Here is an 18764-nt window from a genome sequence, read left to right on the forward strand (position 1 = left end):
CGAACACAGAAGTTAAGCTTCTTAGCGCCAAGAGTAGTTGGGGGTCGCCCCCTGCGAGGGTAGGACGTTGCCATGCTTTTTTTATTATTTTATTCCGGCATAGCTCAGTTGGTAGAGCGCTTGACTGTTAATCAAGATGTCGCAGGTTCGAGTCCTACTGCCGGAGTTTTTATTTTGTAATGTGGAGAATTGTCTGAGTTGGTCTAAGGAGCATGATTGGAAATCATGTAAACGGGTTTCCTGTTTCAAGGGTTCGAATCCCTTATTCTCCGTTGCAAATTGACCCGTTGGTCAAGTGGTTAAGACACCGCCCTTTCACGGCGGTAACATGGGTTCAAATCCCGTACGGGTCATATAAAGTAAATAGTGTATGTTGGAGGTTTAGCTCAGTTGGGAGAGCGTCTGCCTTACAAGCAGAGGGTCACAGGTTCAAGCCCTGTAACCTCCATCGAAGGTCCTATGGTATAGGGGTTATTACGTCCGCCTGTCACGCGGAAGATCACCGGTTCAAATCCGGTTAGGACCGTTTAATGGCTCAGTAGCTCAGTTGGTAGAGCAATGGATTGAAGCTCCATGTGTCGGCAGTTCGATTCTGTCCTGCGCCATTTATTTATAATATTTTGCGGGTGTAGTTTAGTGGTAAAACCACAGCCTTCCAAGCTGTTGTCGCGAGTTCGATTCTCGTCACCCGCTTTTATGATTTTGGGCCTATAGCTCAGCTGGTTTAGAGCGCACGCCTGATAAGCGTGAGGTCGATGGTTCGAGTCCATTTAGGCCCATCAATAATTTATGGAGAAGTACTCAAGTGGCTGAAGAGGCGCCCCTGCTAAGGGTGTAGGTCGTGAAAATGGCGCGAGGGTTCGAATCCCTCCTTCTCCGTTTTTCGTGTTATGACCCGTTGGTCAAGTGGTTAAGACACCGCCCTTTCACGGCGGTAACATGGGTTCAAATCCCGTACGGGTCAGTTTAATATTATCGCGGGATGGAGCAGTCTGGTAGCTCGTCGGGCTCATAACCCGAAGGTCGTAGGTTCAAATCCTGCTCCCGCAATTGGTCCTATGGTATAGGGGTTATTACGTCCGCCTGTCACGCGGAAGATCACCGGTTCAAATCCGGTTAGGACCGTCACAGGTATTATTGGAACCTAAACTTTTATAGTTGAGGTTCTTTTTTTAATTTTATTTACTTTAAGGAGATAAAAATGACTGAAAAACATCTATTCACGTCAGAATCGGTATCAGAGGGTCATCCGGATAAGGTTGCAGATCAAATAAGTGATGCAATATTAGATGCACTTTTAGAAAAGGATCCTAATGCTAGGGTTGCTTGCGAAACAACTGTAACAACTGGTTTAGTTCTTGTAGTTGGTGAAATATCAACAAATGCCTACGTTGATATTCAGCAGGTAGTAAGACGAACTATTAAGGAAATTGGATATATTAATTCACAAGTTGGTTTTGATGGTGATAATTGTGCTGTTATGGTTGCTATAGATGAACAATCTCCTGATATTGCATTAGGTGTTGATACATCTTTAGAAACTAAAAACGGTGATTTAGATCCTTTAGATCAGATTGGTGCAGGTGATCAAGGATTAATGTTCGGATATGCGGTAGACGAAACACCGGAACTCATGCCATTACCGATTTCAATTAGTCACAAATTAATGCAACGTGTTGCAAGTTTACGAAAAAATAAGGAATTAGAATACTTAAGACCTGATGCTAAGGCACAGGTAACTGTTGAATATAATGATAAAGGTCAACCATTTAGAATTGACACTGTTGTTATTTCTACACAACATGATGAAAAAACGGAATTGAAACAAATTCAAGATGATATGATTGAAAAAGTAATTAAAGTTATTATTGACCCTGATTTGTTGGATTCAGATACAAAGTATTATATTAATCCAACCGGACGATTTGTTATCGGTGGTCCAAAGGGTGATGCTGGACTTACTGGAAGAAAAATAATTGTTGATACATATGGTGGATATGCACATCATGGTGGAGGTGCTTTCTCCGGTAAAGATGCAACAAAAGTTGATCGTTCAGCTAGTTATGCTGCTCGCTATATTGCAAAAAATATAGTTGCAGCTAAAATTGCATCACAGGTTGAGGTTCAACTTGCGTATGCAATTGGGGTTGCTCAACCTGTATCAATTAATATTAATACATTTGGTACATCTAAATATGACGAATTGGATTTAGTTCAAGCTGTTCGTAAAATTTTTGATTTACGGCCTGCAGGAATTATTGAAATGTTAGACTTACGTCGCCCAATATATAAACAGACAGCAGCATATGGTCATTTTGGTCGTACAGATATTGACTTACCTTGGGAAAAAACAGATAAGATTAAAAGTTTACTTAACGAATTAAATTAAAATAAAAAATGACTTTATTAAATATCATTTTAATAGAGTCATTTTTTATTTAGGAGGTACTTTATGAATTCAAAAACAAATGTAAAATTAGTTACAATTGCTATATTTGTAGCAACATTTTTAACAGCCGTTGAAGGAACAATTGTTTCAACAGCTATGCCAACTATTGTTGGTGAACTTCATGGTGTTTCATTAATGAATTGGGTTTTTTCAATATATTTATTAACTAATGCCATGATGACACCAATATACGGTAAGCTCGCAGATGTTTTAGGACGTAAACCAGTATTTATTTTTGGTCTTGTCATATTTTTGGTTGGTTCAACTCTCTGTGGATTTTCTAATAGTATGGCCACATTAATTATTTCGCGGGCTATTCAAGGTATCGGGGCGGGTGCTATAATGCCAGTGTCATTTACTATAATTGCTGATATTTATTCTGTGGACAAACGTGCTAAAATAATGGGATTAAACGGATCTGCTTGGGGTATAGCGTCAATAGTTGCACCATTGTTAGGTGGTTTCATTGTTGATCATCTTAATTGGCACTGGGTATTTTTCATTAATTTACCTATTGGGTTAGTGACGATAGCAATGATACAAATTTTTTTCAAAGAAAAGCGAAGAATTATGAGTTCAAAAATAGATTTTTTAGGCAGTATATTATTAATGCTTAGTATTTTATCTATTTTATATAGTTTTCAACGTTGGGGCGATGATGGTATAGACCTGATTGTTTTAATTTCTTTCTTTATATTTATTATGTCGCTTTTATTATTTATTCAATGGGAAAAAAGAGTTGAAGATCCAATTATTTCATTGAAACTTTTTAATAATAGAACATTTGTGATTCAAAATGTAGTAGCAGCATTAATATCTGGATTTTTAATTGGATTTGAAGTTTATATACCAACATGGACTCAAGGAATATTAGGATTAAAAGCATCAATGGCAGGATTTGCAGTAACACCCAGTTCCATCTTATGGATAGCTGGTTCCTTTTTTGCTGGAAGTATGATGGCAGCTTGGACACCAAAAAAAGTTTTATCGATTAGTCTATTTTTTATTTTAGTGGGTGCCATTGCACTAGGTACTTTGCCTATAAATACACCTTTTTATCTTTTCTTTATCATTTCGGCTGTACTAGGGATTGGATTTGGGATTACCATTACAACTACGACAGTTACTGCACAGAGTTTAGTACCACAGGCTGACGTAGGTGTGGCTACATCATTTAATACTTTAAGTCGTACATTAGGACAAACATTAATGATTTCAGTCTTTGGGATCATATTTAATACACAAATGCATAAGGAAATAGTAAAAACACCTGGAACAAAGGACAGCATGATGGATATTTTAATTAATCCGCAAACGGCTAACCAACTACCGCAACATTTAATACCAAAATTACGTGAAGTTTTGTATCAAGGTCTTCATGGGATATATATAGCAGGTATTTTTATTGTAATTCTTGCAATTATTATTAATTTATTCGATAAAAAGACTAAAGATTATTTGCAATAACAGGGTTCGTTTGCTACACTAAAAATAATATAAAACGATTAAGAGGAACTAGTAAAGTAACTAACTATTTCAGCGAGTATATGGGAGTGGAAATATACATAGTTGGTTATTTGAACTCATCCTTGAGTTTTCTCACTGAACGGTAGTAGGTGCGAACGTTATTTCACGTTATGAAAAAGAGTCAGTATTTTATACTGGAATAATAGGTGGTACCGCGGAAAATTCGTCCTATAGAAGTTTATCTTCTATAGGACTTTTTTGTATATATAATCAGAAAGGAAGTAATACACATGGCATATAACCATAAAGAAATCGAACAAAAATGGCAAGCATTTTGGGATGCAAATCAGACATTTAAAACGACTGAAGATCCTGAAAAGAAAAATTATTATGCATTAGATATGTTTCCGTATCCATCCGGGCAAGGACTTCATGTTGGACATCCAGAAGGTTTCACGGCTACAGATATTTTGGCTCGAATGAAGAGAATGCAAGGATTTAATGTCTTACATCCAATGGGATGGGATGCCTTTGGTCTTCCAGCTGAACAGTATGCACTTGATACTGGACATAGCCCTAAAGCATTTACTAAAACGAATACTGATAATTTTAGGCGTCAAATTAAATCCTTGGGACTTTCATATGATTGGAGTCGTGAGTTAAATACGACTGATCCTGATTATTATAAATGGACACAATGGATTTTTGAAAAATTATATGAAAAAGGTTTAGCGTATGAAGATGAAGTTGCCGTTAACTGGAGTCCTGATTTAGGAACTGTTGTTGCTAATGAAGAAGTTATTGATGGTAAAACAGAACGTGGCGGGTACCCAATTGTCAGAAAACCAATGCGCCAATGGGTCTTAAAAATTACTGCTTATGCTGATCGCTTACTTTCAGATTTAGACGATTTAGATTGGCCAGATAGCATCAAAGAGCAACAAAGAAATTGGATTGGAAAATCAACTGGTGCTAGCGTTAACTTTAAAGTCGATCAACATGATGATATAAAAATTGATGTCTTTACGACACGTCCTGAAACTATTTATGGTGTTTCTTATATTATTGTCGCACCAGAATTAGATATAATTGATAAAATTACTATTGATTCTCAAAAGGATGCTGTTAAGGCTTATCAAAAAGAAATAGAAGTTAAGTCAGATTTAGAGAGAACTGATTTAGCTAAAGATAAAACTGGGGTATTTACTGGTTCTTACGCAATAAATCCTGTAAATGGTAAAAAATTACCAATTTGGATTGCTGATTATGTTCTAGCATCGTATGGAACTGGTGCTGTTATGGCAGTACCTGCACATGATGAAAGAGATTTCGAATTTGCAACTAAATATGGATTGGATATTTTACCCGTTATAGAAGGACCTGAAATAACTGATGAAGCAAATACTGAACCTGGTAAATATATTAATTCTGGTTTTTTAAATGGCTTAGTGAAAGCTGATGCTATCGAAAAAGCTATTGCTTGGATGGAAGATAATAACATTGGTGAAAAGAAAACAAATTATAAATTACGTGATTGGTTATTTTCAAGACAACGATATTGGGGTGAACCAATTCCTATTATTCACTGGGAAGATGGCGAAACAACAACAGTCCCTGTAGATCAGTTACCACTTGAATTACCTGAAGCAACGGATATTAAACCCTCTGGAACAGGTGAGAGTCCATTAGCCAACTTAACTGACTGGATTAATGTTGTCGACGAAAATGGGCGTAAAGGTAAACGTGAAACGAATACGATGCCACAATGGGCTGGTAGTTCATGGTACTTTGTTCGTTTTATTGATCCACATAACCCTAATGAAATTGCTGACCATAAAAAGTTAGAAGAATGGTTACCTGTTGACGTTTATGTTGGGGGTGCAGAACATGCTGTGTTACATTTGCTATACGCAAGGTTCTGGCATAAATTCTTGTACGATATTGGCGTTGTACCTACTAAAGAGCCGTTCCAAAAGTTAGTTAATCAAGGGATGATTTTGGGCGATAATCATGAAAAAATGTCTAAGTCTAAAGGTAACGTGGTTAATCCAGATGATATCGTTGAACGTTTTGGTGCGGATACTTTGCGCCTTTATGAAATGTTTATGGGTCCATTAGATGCCTCAATTGCTTGGAGCGAAGATGGGTTAAATGGTTCGCATAAATTTATTGAACGTATTTGGCGTTTAATTATGGATGAAGATAATCAAATTAGCGCAGCTATTGTTGATAAAAATGATGGTGAACTTGATAAGATTTATAATCAAACAGTAAAAAAAGTAACTGAAGATTACGAAGCACTTCATTTTAATACAGCTATTTCACAATTGATGATTTTTGTTAATGAAGCTTTTAAAGTTAAATCGTTAGCTAAAGAACAAGTTGAAGGATTTATTCAATTGATTGCACCAATAGCGCCACACATGGCTGAAGAAGTTTGGTCGTTGTTAGGAAATAAGGAATCAATTAGTTATGCTGCATGGCCAATATTTGATGAAAGTAAACTTGTTGAAAATACAGTTGAAATTGTCTTACAAGTAAATGGTAAAGTGCGTCAACATAGCGTGGTTTCAAAAGATGCAACTAAAGATGAATTAGAAAAAATGGCTTTAAATGATGACAAAATTAAAGAAGAACTTGAAGGTAAAACAATTCGAAAAGTAATTGCTGTCCCTGGTAAGTTAGTTAATATTGTCGCAAATTAAAGCTTTAATTTAAGTAAACGGGGACTACAAAATTATCGATATTTTGTGGTTCCTATTTATTTTTGGTTAAAATTCAAAAAATAAATTGCAACTGAATTTTAAAAGCTATAAAATGGTAAGATTAAGTATGATCAGAAAGTAGGGTACAAAAGTAATGGATGAAGATATCGAAGTAGAGGGCCAAGCAGCTTCTGAACAAAATGACGCTAAACAAAAGATGTTGCAAGGATCAGCTTGGATGACTGCTGGTAGTATTTTTTCAAGAGTTTTAGGGGCAATTTATATTATTCCATGGAATATGTGGTTGGGACCAGATAGATTACAAGCTAATGCACTTTATAGTATGGGTTATAACGTTTACAGTTTCTTCTTAATGATTGCTGTTGCTGGTGTTCCTTCAGCCGTAGCTAAGCAGGTTGCGCATTACAATGCACAAAATGAATATGGTATTGGAAGACGCCTATTTAAATATGGGATGGCTTTAATGGCGATTATGGGTGTAGTCTGTGCAGTAATATTATGGATTATCGCACCATACATTACAAGTGGTGATAAGAATGTGATTCCAGTCTTTAGATCCTTATCTTGGGCATTATTGATTATTCCTATGATGAGTTTAATACGAGGCTTTTTTCAAGGCTATCAGGAAATGGCTCCGTCAGCAATTTCACAGTTCTTTGAACAAATTGCTCGAGTTATTTATATGCTTGCCGCAACTTTTATCATCATGAAAATTAGTCATGGTAGTTATATTACAGGTGTAACGCAGTCAACTTTTGCGGCTTTTATTGGGGCCTTAGGCGGAATGCTAGTTTTAGTATGGTATTTTTATCGTCGAAAACCAGAATTGGATCGATTAGTTGCCAATAGTGATAATAAGTTAACAATTTCTACCAAACAAATTATTAAAGAAGTTATCAGGGAATCTATTCCTTTTATTATTATTGGCGCTGCCATTACGATTTTTGGATTGATTGATCAGTATACCTTCTTTGGTATTATGAGCCATGTTACAAACTACTCACGAACGATTCAAAATGAACTGTGGGCATTATTTAGTTTTAATGCTAATAAATTAGTTATGATTATTATTTCTATTGCGTCTGCCATGTCTATTACAGCTATTCCGTTATTATCTGAGGCATATACAAGAAATGATAAAAAGGCTTTGAGTGAACAAACTTCTGACACCTTACAATTGTTCTTTTTCGTAATGTTACCTTGTGCCTTAGGGATGGCAGCTGTTGCTCACCCACTATATGTTGTTTTCTATGGGTATGATCCAGTTGGAATCTATGTTTTACAATTTTCAGCGTATGAATCAATCTTCTTAGGATTATTCACAGTTGTTTCTGCTATTTTACAAGGTGTTTATCAAAATAAAAAAGCAATTATATATTTTGTCGTTGGAGTGGTAGTTAAATTAATTGTTCAATATCCATTAGTAGCTTGGTTAGGTGCCTTTGGGCCATTAGCAGCTACAGGGATCGGGATGGGCGTAAGTTCATGGCTAATGATTCGCTCATTACACAAAATGTTCCATTTAAATGTAAAATTAATACAAACAAGATTAAATAAAATGATGCTTTATGCACTAATAACATTTTTTACCGCATTTATAGTAGTAAAAATTGCTTATCTATTTTTACCAATAGACAGCCGAATTAGTGCAATTATCACAATTATTGCTGCCGCTGGATTAGGTGGCTACATATATATTTACTTCAGTTTAAAAACAAGATTAGCCGACAAAATATTGGGCGAACGGGTTGCTGGATTACGCCGTAGATTGAGAATTAAGTGAGGTTTAATTTAAAATGAGAATTGATAAATTTTTGACGGAAACGCAATTTGGTACAAGAAGTGATGTTCGAAAAATTATTAAACAGAAGAAAGTGATTGTTGATGGCGAGTTAATCACTAGCATTAAACTTCAGGTTAGTCCATCAAAATCGGTTATTCAGGTAGATGGTGATGTAATTCACTATCAAAAATATTATTATTATCTTTTAAATAAACCAGCAGGTGTGTTAACGGCAACTAAAGATAGGAAACAAAAGACAGTGATGGATTTGTTCAATAGCGTCGATTATCGGGATGATTTATTTCCAGTTGGACGGTTGGATAAGGATACAACTGGACTATTGCTTATTACAAATGATGGACAATTAGGTCATCAGATGTTGTCACCAAAACATCATATCGATAAAGTGTACTTTGCTAAAGTTGATGGGCAAGTGACTACTGACGATGTGATTAAATTTGAAACCGGATTGCTATTAAAAGATGGGATGCAAACTAAACCTGCAAAATTAATTGTTGAATCTTATAATAGTGATTCAAATATCTCAGAAGTTTTAATTACGATTACTGAAGGTAAGTATCATCAAATCAAACGAATGTTTGGAGCTATCGGTATGAAAGTTATCAGACTTGAACGTAAAAAAATGGCTACTTTAGAGTTAGAACCAACGCTATCGTTAGGCCGCTATCGTGCTTTAACAGATGAAGAAATTGAATCAATCAAATAGAAAATTGTTGGCGTAACTAGCCAGCAATTTTTTATTATTTTATTTGTTTTTGATGTTCCTTTATTGAGTAGTAAGGTCTATCAATATATCTAACTGAATACGCTTTTAAATACCGATTATTAAAATTTTGTGATAAAATGGGCTTACTAATATTTTAGGAGGAATTCAAATGAGTATAGATTGGAAAGCAGAAGTTGAAAAGCGTCAAGACGCCTTATTAGAAGATTTATTTGCAATGTTAAAAATTGAAAGTGTTCGTGATGAATCAATTGCAACAACTGAAGCACCTTTAGGTCCAGGACCTAAAGCTGGGTTAGATAAATTCTTAGAAATTGGAACGCGTGATGGTTTTGAAACATTAAACCTTGATGGTTTAGCCGGACATATCGAATTTGGTGAGGGGGATGAAACGTTAGGTATTTTAGCTCACGTTGACGTTATGCCTGCTGGTAACGGTTGGGATACTGATCCATTCACACCAGTCGTGAAAGATGGTCGAATTTATGCTCGCGGTGCCTCAGATGATAAAGGACCAGGAATGGCTGCATATTATGGTTTAAAAATCATTCAAGAATTAGGATTACCAGTTTCTAAAAAAGTTCGATTTATTATTGGAACGGATGAAGAAAGTGGTTGGAGAGGAATGACTCATTACCTTGAAAATATGCCTGAACCTGATTTTGGATTTTCACCAGATGCATTTTTCCCAATCATTAATGGTGAAAAGGGAAATATTACTTACTTCTTAAACTTTAAAGGATCAAATGGAGATAAGGATCAATTGCTTGAATTTGATGCTGGCCTCCGTGAAAATATGGTTCCTCGCGATGCTAAAGCTGTTATTAAAACAGAAGACGGCGCTGAGATGGAAGAAGTATTTAACGATTTTATTGCTGCTAATATTGTTACAGGTAAAATGGAACGCAATAATGATATTGTGACTATCTCGATGGTAGGAAAAGCAGCCCATGCACAAGAACCTAAAAATGGAGAAAATGCCGGAACTTTCTTGGCATTATTCTTGAACCAATTTAATTTTGGTGGGGATGCTGCTAACTATCTTCGTTTGGCTGCTGATTACTTACACAGAGATTCACGTATGAACAACTTTAGTATTGCCTTCACTGATGATATCATGGGCGATTTAACGATGAATTCTGGAATTTTCACATTTAAAGCTGATAAAGGTGGACAAATTGCCTTGAATTTCCGCTTCCCTAAAGGTATGACGGAAGTAGATATTAAACGTGGTCTTGAAAATGTAACAAATGAAATGAATGTTGTAATTGAAGCAGGTAGGTTACAAGGACCTCATTACGTTTCACCAGAAGATCCTTTGGTTAAAACATTATTAGGTGTTTATACGAAACAAACTGGCGAAAAAGCTGAAGGTTTAGTCGTTGGTGGTGGGACGTATGGTCGTCTCCTAAAACGTGGTGTTGCTTTTGGTGCAATGTTCCCAGGTGTACCTGATACAATGCATCAGGCCAATGAATTTATTCCTTTAGATGACGTGCTGAAAGCTGCTGCCATATATGCTGAAGGAATATACGAATTGATCAAGTAAATAATTAATTTTATATACTTGTATGATACTAATATACATTTAGGATGGCTTTTTTTAAAAGATTTATCATCTTTAAAGTATCGTTAATATGTAATCATTTGTAAAAAATAATGTAACCTATACCCCTAATGTTGAAAAACGTTAGGGGTATTTTTATGATTAAATTTCCACTTTAATACAAAATTTAAACCGTTTAAACATAGTTAATGGGAACTAAATTGAAGACGTAAGTTAGTAAACAGTATGGTATCAGTAGAAGCGTATTTTCAGTCTTCGTCACAATATTTGAATTAAAACTTCAAAATATTATGTAAGCGATTAACATGGTGTTATAATAATTCTGGTTCAAAGTTTGTTTTTAGTTTACTATGTATCAGATTATATTCAATTTGTTCGTGGATAGAATGAAAAATAGTCACTTTTATGAGGTGGTCAAATGAAGTTAGTAGTAGATAATGTATCAAGAGGAAGTATTCTAAAAGACGTTTCTTTTTATCTCAATCAAGGAGATAAAATTGCTCTCGTTGGTTTAAATGGATCAGGAAAAACAACCATTCTGAATATTATGATGGAGTTATTAATGCCATCAACGGGGAAAATAATTAAAACTAATGTTAAATTAGCGACTGTTTTTCAAAACAATGTTCTTGATGATGATTTGACCGTTATTCAAAACTTACGTTTCAGAATTAAAAATAAAGAAAAAATAAAAAGTATTCAGGAAAAAATGAAAAACTTGAACATCAATGAGTCCTTAAAGTATTCTAGCTTATCTGGTGGGCAGAAACGTATTGTTAATTATTTAAGAGCGATTGCTGTAGAGCCGAATTGCTTACTATTAGATGAAATGTCAGCTGGAATTGATGTTGATATACGTCAATTAATTTGGAATGATCTTGATGAGTATTTAAAAGAGAATAATTGTGGTGTGTTATTTACTACTCATCTATTAAGCGAATTAGAAAATGCCAATAAAATTATTTTCGTATCAAATGGAACTGTTAAATATTTTGGAGAAATGGTTACATTTATGAATAAAATTTCAAAAGTTAAATTAATTTTGAATAAAACTGAAGATGATAGGTATTTTAATACGTCTGCAGAAGCAGTGAGATTTATTGAAGATAATCATTTGATAAATGAAAACTTTGAAATAAGAAAGGCAACCTATACTGACTTATTTAAAAATATGGAGGAAGGAATTTAAGGATGAATAAACAGTTTATTCAAAGAAACATTCTAATTTTCATAAAAGATAAAGTTGGTATCTTTTTTTCATTTTTAGGTATGGTTATAAGTCTTGTAATTTATATATTTTTTCTTCGCTCTAATTTAGTCGATTCTTTGGCTGGAATTAATCATAGTGAACAGTTTATTGATACATGGATGATTTCTGGGTTGATTTCTATTGTCTCAATGACTAGTACACTAATCGCATTTGGTCAAAAACTGGAAGATAAAAAGAATAAGAGATTAGATGATTTTATTGTTAACAGTCAAATAAAAAGTAGTACAATTAATCAATTGTATACTTTGACGTCAGTCATGGAAGGTATTGTGTCGACATTTATTTTCTCATTAATATGTTATGCGTATCTATCTCTAACTTATCATTATAATGCTTATAATGTAACATTTTTTGTAGTATTTCTATTTAATGTTTTACTAATTGTATTTTCAAGTTTACTGTTTTCATTGGTGACAGATTTTTTAAATACTACGTCTAGTTTTTCATCATTGTCAGCAATTGTTGGTACTATGTCCGGTTTTCTTTCAGGAACTTATATTGTTTATGGGGATCTTCCAGCTTTTATGCAGCATACTTTAAAATTGTGGCCTGGTTATCAAATCGCAGCTATTGCACGCTATGAAAGTATTAAAAATATCAGGATAGGAAATAACTCTATTTTGTTCTCGTCACTAGGAATTAGTTCTGATTTTTTGCAAGCTATACTTATAACGATTATATTTGGAATACTACTAATAATTATTTCAATATTTACAAATGTTTATCATAAAGATTGATTTTAATTTGAAAAAAAGAACCTTATGTTACCTATATGTTAATATCAGTTCTGCTAATTTCAAAGAGTTGATTATAAAGAAAATTAATAAATAGAGGATGAAAACAAATCAAAAAGAGATACTCGAGGGTGGCGATTAAAATATTCGTTCAATGCAACGAAATTTAAATAAAAATTATACAGCTTATTTTGGTATTCTACCTAGCGATGGTATTTATGGAACGAGAAACATATGTTTACACGCTAAAAGAAACAAAATAAATAATTTCTATGTTTCAAATATGTCAACGGGATGGAGTGGAAACTTAGGGTTCCCAATGCCTGAGGGTTGGGACTTTGATCAATTTACTGAATATACGCATGGTGGAGTTGATATTGATCAAGTCTCTTCATCAGGTAAGGATTTAGGCTGTAAGAATTTTGATGTATCGGAGGATATATCTGTAAATAAGGTGACACATCGATTTATTAAATCAGTGCAAATGTTAAATTCTTTTAAAGATATAACATTTGAAATGGGAAAAACATATGGTCCTACGGTTCTTCCAGGGATAGATGCATGGCTTACAGTTAAAGATAGTTGGAGTGTAGAGACAGGAAATTCATCTTCTCCATTTACCATTCACAATGGTAAATGGAGAGTTCTTTTCAAAATGATATAGCTGATATAATGAAGATTAAATATGGTGTTATTAATTATTTAGATACCATGGGAATAGTTAATCGTATTGCGGGTAATCTCCAAAACGGGATGTTAATAATGGGAGTTGCAACAAGGGCAGAAGAACCTTGGCAAATTGGTATGAAGATAACGTATAATGAATCATATACAGAGGGTGATGAAAGTAATAAAATATCAGATACGATTGAAATTTATTATAAGCAACCAGTGGTTAGTCCCATATATCCCGAAGTTTCGTATAATTATGTTTATGATATAGTTAGTGGATTGGAAATTGTCGGAGCATGGATTGTTATTGGTCAGCGGTTATCATGGCTGTAGCGTTTGTTGCTTCTATACCAGAATTATTAGTAGCAGCTCCAGCAGTTGCTGCTTTTGGACTTTTGGTTGATACATTGCCACAAGAATAAAGAATATAGGAGATAATATAGATGGCAATTCCAGCAATGCTAACGGTGTTATTATTTGTGTTTATGATGAATTTATATCTTACTCTTTCTATAGTAAGGATAAAAAAGTCAATAAATAATGGTAATAAAAAGATTGAGAAAGAAAAAGATAGATTAAAAGAATTTAGAGGAGATAAATAATGAGCGAGCCTAATTTATTTATTATTTTATTTGTATTATTTTTAATCTTTATCGTACAATTTGTATATTTTTTAAATATTAAAAATAAATTGCTTGAATTATCGTATGAAATAACTAAAATTAGGGAAGAATTACTAAACATAACAATTGTTAAAGTTTTGAATTTAGAAAAAAAATTAAAAGATAAAGAATAAATGTATGATAAAAAACAAGGTATTCAGATATATTTCTGATCCCCTTGTTTTTTATCTAAAGTAGGTAGACAACAAACTGAATAGTTTAGTGTCTATACTGAGTATGTAGTATAATTACTACGATAAGTTAGTCTTAAAACTTAGACATTAAACAACTACATAAATAAAGCGTAGATATGAATGTGTATCAACGTTATTTAATATATTTTTGAAGGAAAGATAGAAACTGGAATGAGAAAAGCATTAGTTAAACATTTACATTTTAATGATACAGTTGCTTATTGGACAGCACATACGATTGTTTTTATTTACCTGTAAGGAGATGAACTAATGCAAATACAACCTATTTTTTGGGCAATTATCGCGATATTAATAACAGTTTTCTTTCCTTCACGCCAATGGTTAGAACGACATCATTTAGATTATTTTATTCTTGTTACGTACGTAATAATATTAATAGTAATGGTTGTAGCCATACCTTATAGAAAAAGTACTGGCTTGAATGAGATTTATATTGTGAGTGCTTTTATCATCTATGAACTAGGCTATTTATTTATATATAAAAGATTAAAAAAATAAATTAACGTGAGAAAAAATTGTAGAAGAACATTTCTACAATTTTTTATTTGATTAGATAATTTAAAAAGCAAACTCTTTAATAATTAAGGAGTTTGCTTTTTTGTTAAACAGAGTGTATTAAATCAGGTATTGATCTACCATATTTTATTAGCTTGGTATAAATATCAGGGTCTGTATGAGGTAGGTCTTTCCTGTCTGTATATATATAATTACCGAACGGGTCTGTATAGACGATACAATATACACAGTGCCTAGACATGCCCATATCAGGTAACGGATAGCTCATCGTTATTGGTTCACTTGCTAAGGCGAGAATCCTAGGGGTACCAAAATCATTGTGGTTTTTAAAAAACTGCTTAAAATCAGGTAACACGACAGAACTTTCATTCATAGTAGGAATGATGATAACATCATGAATAACATAATTTGAATAGTTTGTAATGGTTACCTGAGGTATCCCTGTTTCAGTAGAGTAAGAACTAGCAGATGCCGTAATACGCGATGATATTTGAATAATATTTTTTTGCCTTTCATATTGTTCTTGACGCTTACTTATTTTATTGCTGTTGTGAGAAAGAAATAGCACTAAATATTGCGGCGGAGGCAGCAAAAATGGCTGGTAAAGTCGCAACGAAAGATTGTAAATAAGTCATAGTATTTTTTCTCCTTTTTAAATAGTATATGAAACATATTCATTTTATTAATTAAAAAATCCAACTCGTAAATAAATACGAATTGGATCAATATATACGGTAAATTAGATGTTAACCACACAAAAACCACATAAAAGTTGGTTAAACGATGGTATATCAATGATAACAATGCGCCTGACAGGAATCGAACCTGCACTTGGAAACCCAAACAGCGATCTGAACGCTGCGCGTCTGCCAGTTCCGCCACAAGCGCAAAATAAATTACTTTGAAAACTCAATAACAGTACCGTAGCCATGTAAAACTAAGAATCTTGGGGCAATCGTTACACGAACAGTTTGTGGTTCGAAATGAACGTTAATAATCCCGTCGCCACCTTTATTAATTGCGCGTTCTGCTAGTTCTGCTTGGACACGATCATATAAGGTATCAAAATCATCTACACGATCAATTTCATCGGCTTCTAGTACAATCTTGGCTGTCGCATTAACGATGCCTTTAATAGCATAAGAACGGTTAACATCTCCGGTTGTTAAGAACATATAAATCACTCCTTGAGTAATAGTTTAAGATAAAAATGCTAGATTGACAAGGATTAAAAAAACTAGCCTCAAGAGTTAGTCTCAACTAGGCTAGTTTTGTAGGTTACATGAAGATACGGTAGTTACGTTTATTAATTGAAATTAATTCTTTAGCCTTACTCTTTGAACTGAATTTAAGTAAATTTTTGATTAAACGTTCTAATTTTTCGTCATCTTTAGAAACTTTTTCAAAAATATCATTGTCAATCTTTATTGTTAGATCTTCCTTTTTGCTTGGAACCTTAAATGTTTTAGAAGTTTCATCGCTTGTGATGAAGTTTTTCTCAAGATCTGCTAATAAATTTTTGCTCATATGTTTTCTTCCTCCAGTTTCTTACTATATTAATCATAACACCTAGATGACTAAAATCATAGGAAATGAAAAAAGATAAAAATGTTATTAAGAGAATTAGATAATAATTTTGCTTTATAAATCTAATTTTGAAAGTATTGCAGGGATGTCGACTCCATCAGGGCTTTTTAAGATTAGCGATTGTTTATCAGTGAAATTAAATTTTTCCAATAATTTTTGATTTACTTCTTCTTGTTCGTATTTCAGCGTTTGTACATTGGTAAACTGTTCAGATTTAAAAGATTTAAGCAGGGCTTTTAATAAATGTGTCGCGATACCTTGTTGTTCTTCGTTTTTCGAAACTAATAATAGACCAATCCAAACGGATTGAACTTCAGGATAATCTGTTAAAAAATCAATCATAGCTACTAATTTATCTGCTTTGAAGAAGCCCAGTGTCCATTTTTGATCACTTTTAACTGACAACGGGATCGAAGTTAAATCAGATTTTATTTCTTCAATGGCTAAATCTTGTTTACCTTGGAGTTTTAGGTAAGTAGATTGACTTTTTTCTAATTCTAACATTTGAGTTAGATCTTTTTCGGTTAACTCTCGAACCACGTAGGGGGCACTAAAAATAGAAATCCTTTTTAATAACATACTGAAAACCTTCTTTATTTCAAATTTTGTAGGTAAAACGCTAACATCTAATACAATTTTAATGATATACTGTAACTACAAATAAAAGATATGGGGTGGCAAATATGGAACAAGAATATAAAAATATTTTAGTCCCAGTTGATGGATCAGATTCAGCTGAAAAAGCATTAAAGCGTGCAGTAGAAAGTGCTAAAGCAAACCATGCACATTTAGATATTTTAAACGTAATTGATACGCGTCAATTTTCTGTAAGTTTTTCAGGAATGATGGATGGGGGCGGTTCAATCGTCTATCAGACTTTTGAAGATACAGAAGCATATATGAATGAATTAAAAGAAGATATTGTAAAAAATGGGTTTACAGATGTTGATATTCATATTCGTTTTGGTAGTCCTAAAACAGTAATTGCCAAAGATTTTATTGAAGATCATCATTCAGATTTAATTATCATGGGTCAATCTGGCTTGAAGGCAGTGGAAAGAATGTTAATGGGTGCAGTTACAAATTACGTTACTCGTTTAGCACCTTGTGATGTCTTAGTTGTTAAATAATAAAGAGGGTTGCGTAATTTAGCAACTCTTTTATTATTTATAGGACTAACTCAGTATAAAGTAAAAATGAATTAAAAAATAGTCATATTAGATTAAAAGAGAGAAGGGGTACTGGTGGAAATAGGTTTATATTTAGTTATGGCAATTTTGATTATTTATAATGTTAAGTTGTCTCTACAATTAACTAAAGTGCGTCAAGCTAATGTTAGAACTGTGGACTCACTAGGTCCTGAAGAGACTAAAATATTAGCAGACTACGCAATTGAGAAACGAAAATGGCAAGTCCTTGGCAATGGAATGTTCTTTTTAGCTCTCGTTTGCGCTTTTATTGGAACAACAATAGAAACGAGTTATTTTGTAACACTTTATGTTGTAACAATGATTGCTGTGAATCGTTCAAGAATAAGAGTCAATAAGCTGTTATTATTAGATAATTAATGTTGCATTAAAAGTCTATATCTTAAATTAAAGAATTCACAAAAGTTAGGTATAAGTAACCTAATTTTTGAGGAACTTAATATTTGGGAAAGGCTTATTTTTTTTAAATGAATAAATGTTGTGACATGTTAGCTGATCTTAGAGAGAATTTCGTATGTGTAGTGGTGCCATCCAGATGACTAACTTTATAAAAAGTAGTTTAGCATGGTAAAACAGATTTTTTAAATTAATGGTTAATAAATAGTAAAGATTCTTACTGAGCATCAATGTTTTTAAGTAACTATGATATTCTAAAATTAAGCGAAATTCCTGGAGGGTTATTGTGAAACGATTTAAATATTATTCAATTTCCTTGTTAAAGGGATTAGCGTCTTTAATTATTCTTTTAGCAATTGGAAATTTGATAGGTCCATCTAATTGGCGGTTATTAATTAATTATTATTTAATTTTGAATTTTTTAACTTTTTATCCATATAATCTCGAGTTAAATGGATTAAATAAAAAATTAGTGCAAAAAGTTAAAATTGACGAGGTAGAGGAACCACACTCTAGACAAGAAATGAATACACGTAAAGTATCAACTGAAAATTTAACGCGCTTATTAATTTATGTCATGCAATTTGCAGGGTTAATCCTAATTGCTCCTGGTCAATTCATGTATTACTATTTAATCAAAAATTGAATTTTAATGATATCTCCACTGTTGATTAGATGACAGTGGGGATATTTTTTTAGAAAATTATTTGACAAAAGAATCAAAAACACATATAGTCATAATATCGTTAATGAGGTTAACGGAACGA

General features: G+C 33.2%; 19 protein-coding genes, 13 tRNA genes, 1 rRNA gene and 1 other annotated feature. Of the genes, 29 read left to right on the forward strand and 4 right to left on the reverse strand.

The genetic code is table 11. From position 1 onward, the window contains the following. The 26 genes from rrf to AC1RPH_RS01950 form a co-directional block, all read left to right on the forward strand. Window positions 1–76, forward strand: a 5S ribosomal RNA gene (gene rrf, locus AC1RPH_RS01825); the annotation flags it as partial. A gap of 17 nt (window positions 77–93) precedes the next feature. Next, window positions 94–166 (forward strand) — tRNA-Asn (locus AC1RPH_RS01830). A 17-nt stretch (window positions 167–183) separates the two neighbouring features. Next, a tRNA-Ser gene (locus AC1RPH_RS01835) sits at window positions 184–272 on the forward strand. Between the two features lie 9 nt (window positions 273–281). After that, window positions 282–353: transfer RNA gene (locus AC1RPH_RS01840), tRNA-Glu, on the forward strand. Window positions 354–375: 22 nt separating this feature from the next. Next, window positions 376–448, forward strand: a tRNA-Val gene (locus AC1RPH_RS01845). Between the two features lie 5 nt (window positions 449–453). Further along, window positions 454–526, forward strand: a tRNA-Asp gene (locus AC1RPH_RS01850). Window positions 527–532: 6 nt separating this feature from the next. After that, window positions 533–605: transfer RNA gene (locus AC1RPH_RS01855), tRNA-Phe, on the forward strand. A 17-nt stretch (window positions 606–622) separates the two neighbouring features. Next, a tRNA-Gly gene (locus AC1RPH_RS01860) sits at window positions 623–693 on the forward strand. A gap of 11 nt (window positions 694–704) precedes the next feature. Continuing rightward, window positions 705–779, forward strand: a tRNA-Ile gene (locus AC1RPH_RS01865). A 12-nt stretch (window positions 780–791) separates the two neighbouring features. Beyond that, a tRNA-Ser gene (locus AC1RPH_RS01870) sits at window positions 792–879 on the forward strand. 13 nt (window positions 880–892) lie between these two features. Next, window positions 893–964 (forward strand) — tRNA-Glu (locus AC1RPH_RS01875). A 12-nt stretch (window positions 965–976) separates the two neighbouring features. Then, a tRNA-Met gene (locus AC1RPH_RS01880) sits at window positions 977–1050 on the forward strand. A gap of 2 nt (window positions 1051–1052) precedes the next feature. Further along, a tRNA-Asp gene (locus AC1RPH_RS01885) sits at window positions 1053–1125 on the forward strand. A 76-nt stretch (window positions 1126–1201) separates the two neighbouring features. Then, window positions 1202–2389, forward strand: coding sequence for a methionine adenosyltransferase (metK, locus tag AC1RPH_RS01890; RefSeq protein WP_481761151.1), 1188 nt, complete (start codon window positions 1202–1204; stop codon window positions 2387–2389). A 63-nt stretch (window positions 2390–2452) separates the two neighbouring features. Beyond that, window positions 2453–3916: an MDR family MFS transporter gene (locus AC1RPH_RS01895; RefSeq protein WP_481761152.1), complete on the forward strand. Its 1464-nt coding sequence runs from the start codon at window positions 2453–2455 to the stop codon at window positions 3914–3916. 28 nt (window positions 3917–3944) lie between these two features. Then, window positions 3945–4150: a binding site (T-box leader), on the forward strand. A 56-nt stretch (window positions 4151–4206) separates the two neighbouring features. Continuing rightward, on the forward strand, window positions 4207–6621 hold the full coding sequence (gene leuS, locus AC1RPH_RS01900; protein ID WP_481761153.1) for a leucine--tRNA ligase: 2415 nt from the start codon (window positions 4207–4209) through the stop codon (window positions 6619–6621). Window positions 6622–6775: 154 nt separating this feature from the next. Next, the gene (locus AC1RPH_RS01905) at window positions 6776–8425 is read left to right on the forward strand and encodes a putative polysaccharide biosynthesis protein (protein ID WP_481761154.1); all 1650 of its coding nucleotides are present in this window, start codon (window positions 6776–6778) and stop codon (window positions 8423–8425) included. Between the two features lie 13 nt (window positions 8426–8438). Continuing rightward, window positions 8439–9152, forward strand: a complete 714-nt coding sequence (locus AC1RPH_RS01910) for a pseudouridine synthase (RefSeq protein WP_481761155.1) — start codon at window positions 8439–8441, stop codon at window positions 9150–9152. Window positions 9153–9321: 169 nt separating this feature from the next. Next, window positions 9322–10719: a dipeptidase PepV gene (pepV, locus tag AC1RPH_RS01915; RefSeq protein WP_481761156.1), complete on the forward strand. Its 1398-nt coding sequence runs from the start codon at window positions 9322–9324 to the stop codon at window positions 10717–10719. A 436-nt stretch (window positions 10720–11155) separates the two neighbouring features. After that, a complete protein-coding gene (locus AC1RPH_RS01920; protein WP_481761157.1) occupies window positions 11156–11926 on the forward strand; it encodes an ATP-binding cassette domain-containing protein in 771 nt (256 codons plus the stop codon). Between the two features lie 137 nt (window positions 11927–12063). Continuing rightward, window positions 12064–12744 (forward strand): hypothetical protein, encoded by a 681-nt coding sequence (locus AC1RPH_RS01925; RefSeq protein ID WP_481761158.1) that lies wholly within the window; start codon window positions 12064–12066, stop codon window positions 12742–12744. A 151-nt stretch (window positions 12745–12895) separates the two neighbouring features. Further along, complete coding sequence (locus AC1RPH_RS01930) at window positions 12896–13405, forward strand: hypothetical protein (RefSeq protein WP_481761159.1); 510 nt, start codon at window positions 12896–12898, stop codon at window positions 13403–13405. Continuing rightward, window positions 13378–13746: a hypothetical protein gene (locus AC1RPH_RS01935; RefSeq protein ID WP_481761160.1), complete on the forward strand. Its 369-nt coding sequence runs from the start codon at window positions 13378–13380 to the stop codon at window positions 13744–13746. The genes AC1RPH_RS01930 and AC1RPH_RS01935 overlap by 28 nt, the downstream gene beginning before the upstream one ends. Before the next feature lie 110 nt (window positions 13747–13856). Next, window positions 13857–14015, forward strand: coding sequence for a hypothetical protein (locus AC1RPH_RS01940; protein WP_481761161.1), 159 nt, complete (start codon window positions 13857–13859; stop codon window positions 14013–14015). Continuing rightward, a complete protein-coding gene (locus tag AC1RPH_RS01945; RefSeq protein WP_481761162.1) occupies window positions 14015–14209 on the forward strand; it encodes a hypothetical protein in 195 nt (64 codons plus the stop codon). Before AC1RPH_RS01940 ends, AC1RPH_RS01945 begins: the two co-directional genes overlap by 1 nt. A 330-nt stretch (window positions 14210–14539) precedes the next feature. Further along, window positions 14540–14788, forward strand: coding sequence for a hypothetical protein (locus tag AC1RPH_RS01950; RefSeq protein ID WP_481761163.1), 249 nt, complete (start codon window positions 14540–14542; stop codon window positions 14786–14788). Window positions 14789–15610: 822 nt separating this feature from the next. Here AC1RPH_RS01950 and AC1RPH_RS01955 read toward each other — a convergent pair. The 4 genes from AC1RPH_RS01955 to AC1RPH_RS01970 form a co-directional block, all read right to left on the reverse strand. Then, window positions 15611–15694, reverse strand: a tRNA-Leu gene (locus AC1RPH_RS01955). Between the two features lie 8 nt (window positions 15695–15702). Continuing rightward, on the reverse strand, window positions 15703–15981 hold the full coding sequence (locus AC1RPH_RS01960) for a hypothetical protein (RefSeq protein WP_409022736.1): 279 nt from the start codon (window positions 15979–15981) through the stop codon (window positions 15703–15705). Between the two features lie 103 nt (window positions 15982–16084). Next, window positions 16085–16333, reverse strand: coding sequence for a hypothetical protein (locus AC1RPH_RS01965; RefSeq protein ID WP_057973335.1), 249 nt, complete (start codon window positions 16331–16333; stop codon window positions 16085–16087). A 114-nt stretch (window positions 16334–16447) separates the two neighbouring features. Beyond that, window positions 16448–16972: a GNAT family N-acetyltransferase gene (locus AC1RPH_RS01970; protein ID WP_481761164.1), complete on the reverse strand. Its 525-nt coding sequence runs from the start codon at window positions 16970–16972 to the stop codon at window positions 16448–16450. A 104-nt stretch (window positions 16973–17076) separates the two neighbouring features. Between AC1RPH_RS01970 and AC1RPH_RS01975 the strand changes: the two genes are divergently transcribed. The 3 genes from AC1RPH_RS01975 (at window position 17077) to AC1RPH_RS01985 (ending at window position 18643) form a co-directional block, all read left to right on the forward strand. Beyond that, on the forward strand, window positions 17077–17523 hold the full coding sequence (locus AC1RPH_RS01975) for a universal stress protein (protein WP_481761165.1): 447 nt from the start codon (window positions 17077–17079) through the stop codon (window positions 17521–17523). 114 nt (window positions 17524–17637) lie between these two features. Then, window positions 17638–17961 (forward strand): hypothetical protein, encoded by a 324-nt coding sequence (locus AC1RPH_RS01980; RefSeq protein ID WP_481761166.1) that lies wholly within the window; start codon window positions 17638–17640, stop codon window positions 17959–17961. A gap of 322 nt (window positions 17962–18283) precedes the next feature. Beyond that, window positions 18284–18643 carry a hypothetical protein gene (locus AC1RPH_RS01985; RefSeq protein WP_481761167.1) on the forward strand — a complete coding sequence of 120 codons (360 nt, stop codon included), beginning with the start codon at window positions 18284–18286 and terminating at the stop codon, window positions 18641–18643. Window positions 18644–18764 lie beyond the last annotated feature (121 nt).

This window comes from Dellaglioa sp. CoH-57-MRSF-16 (assembly GCF_056782055.1).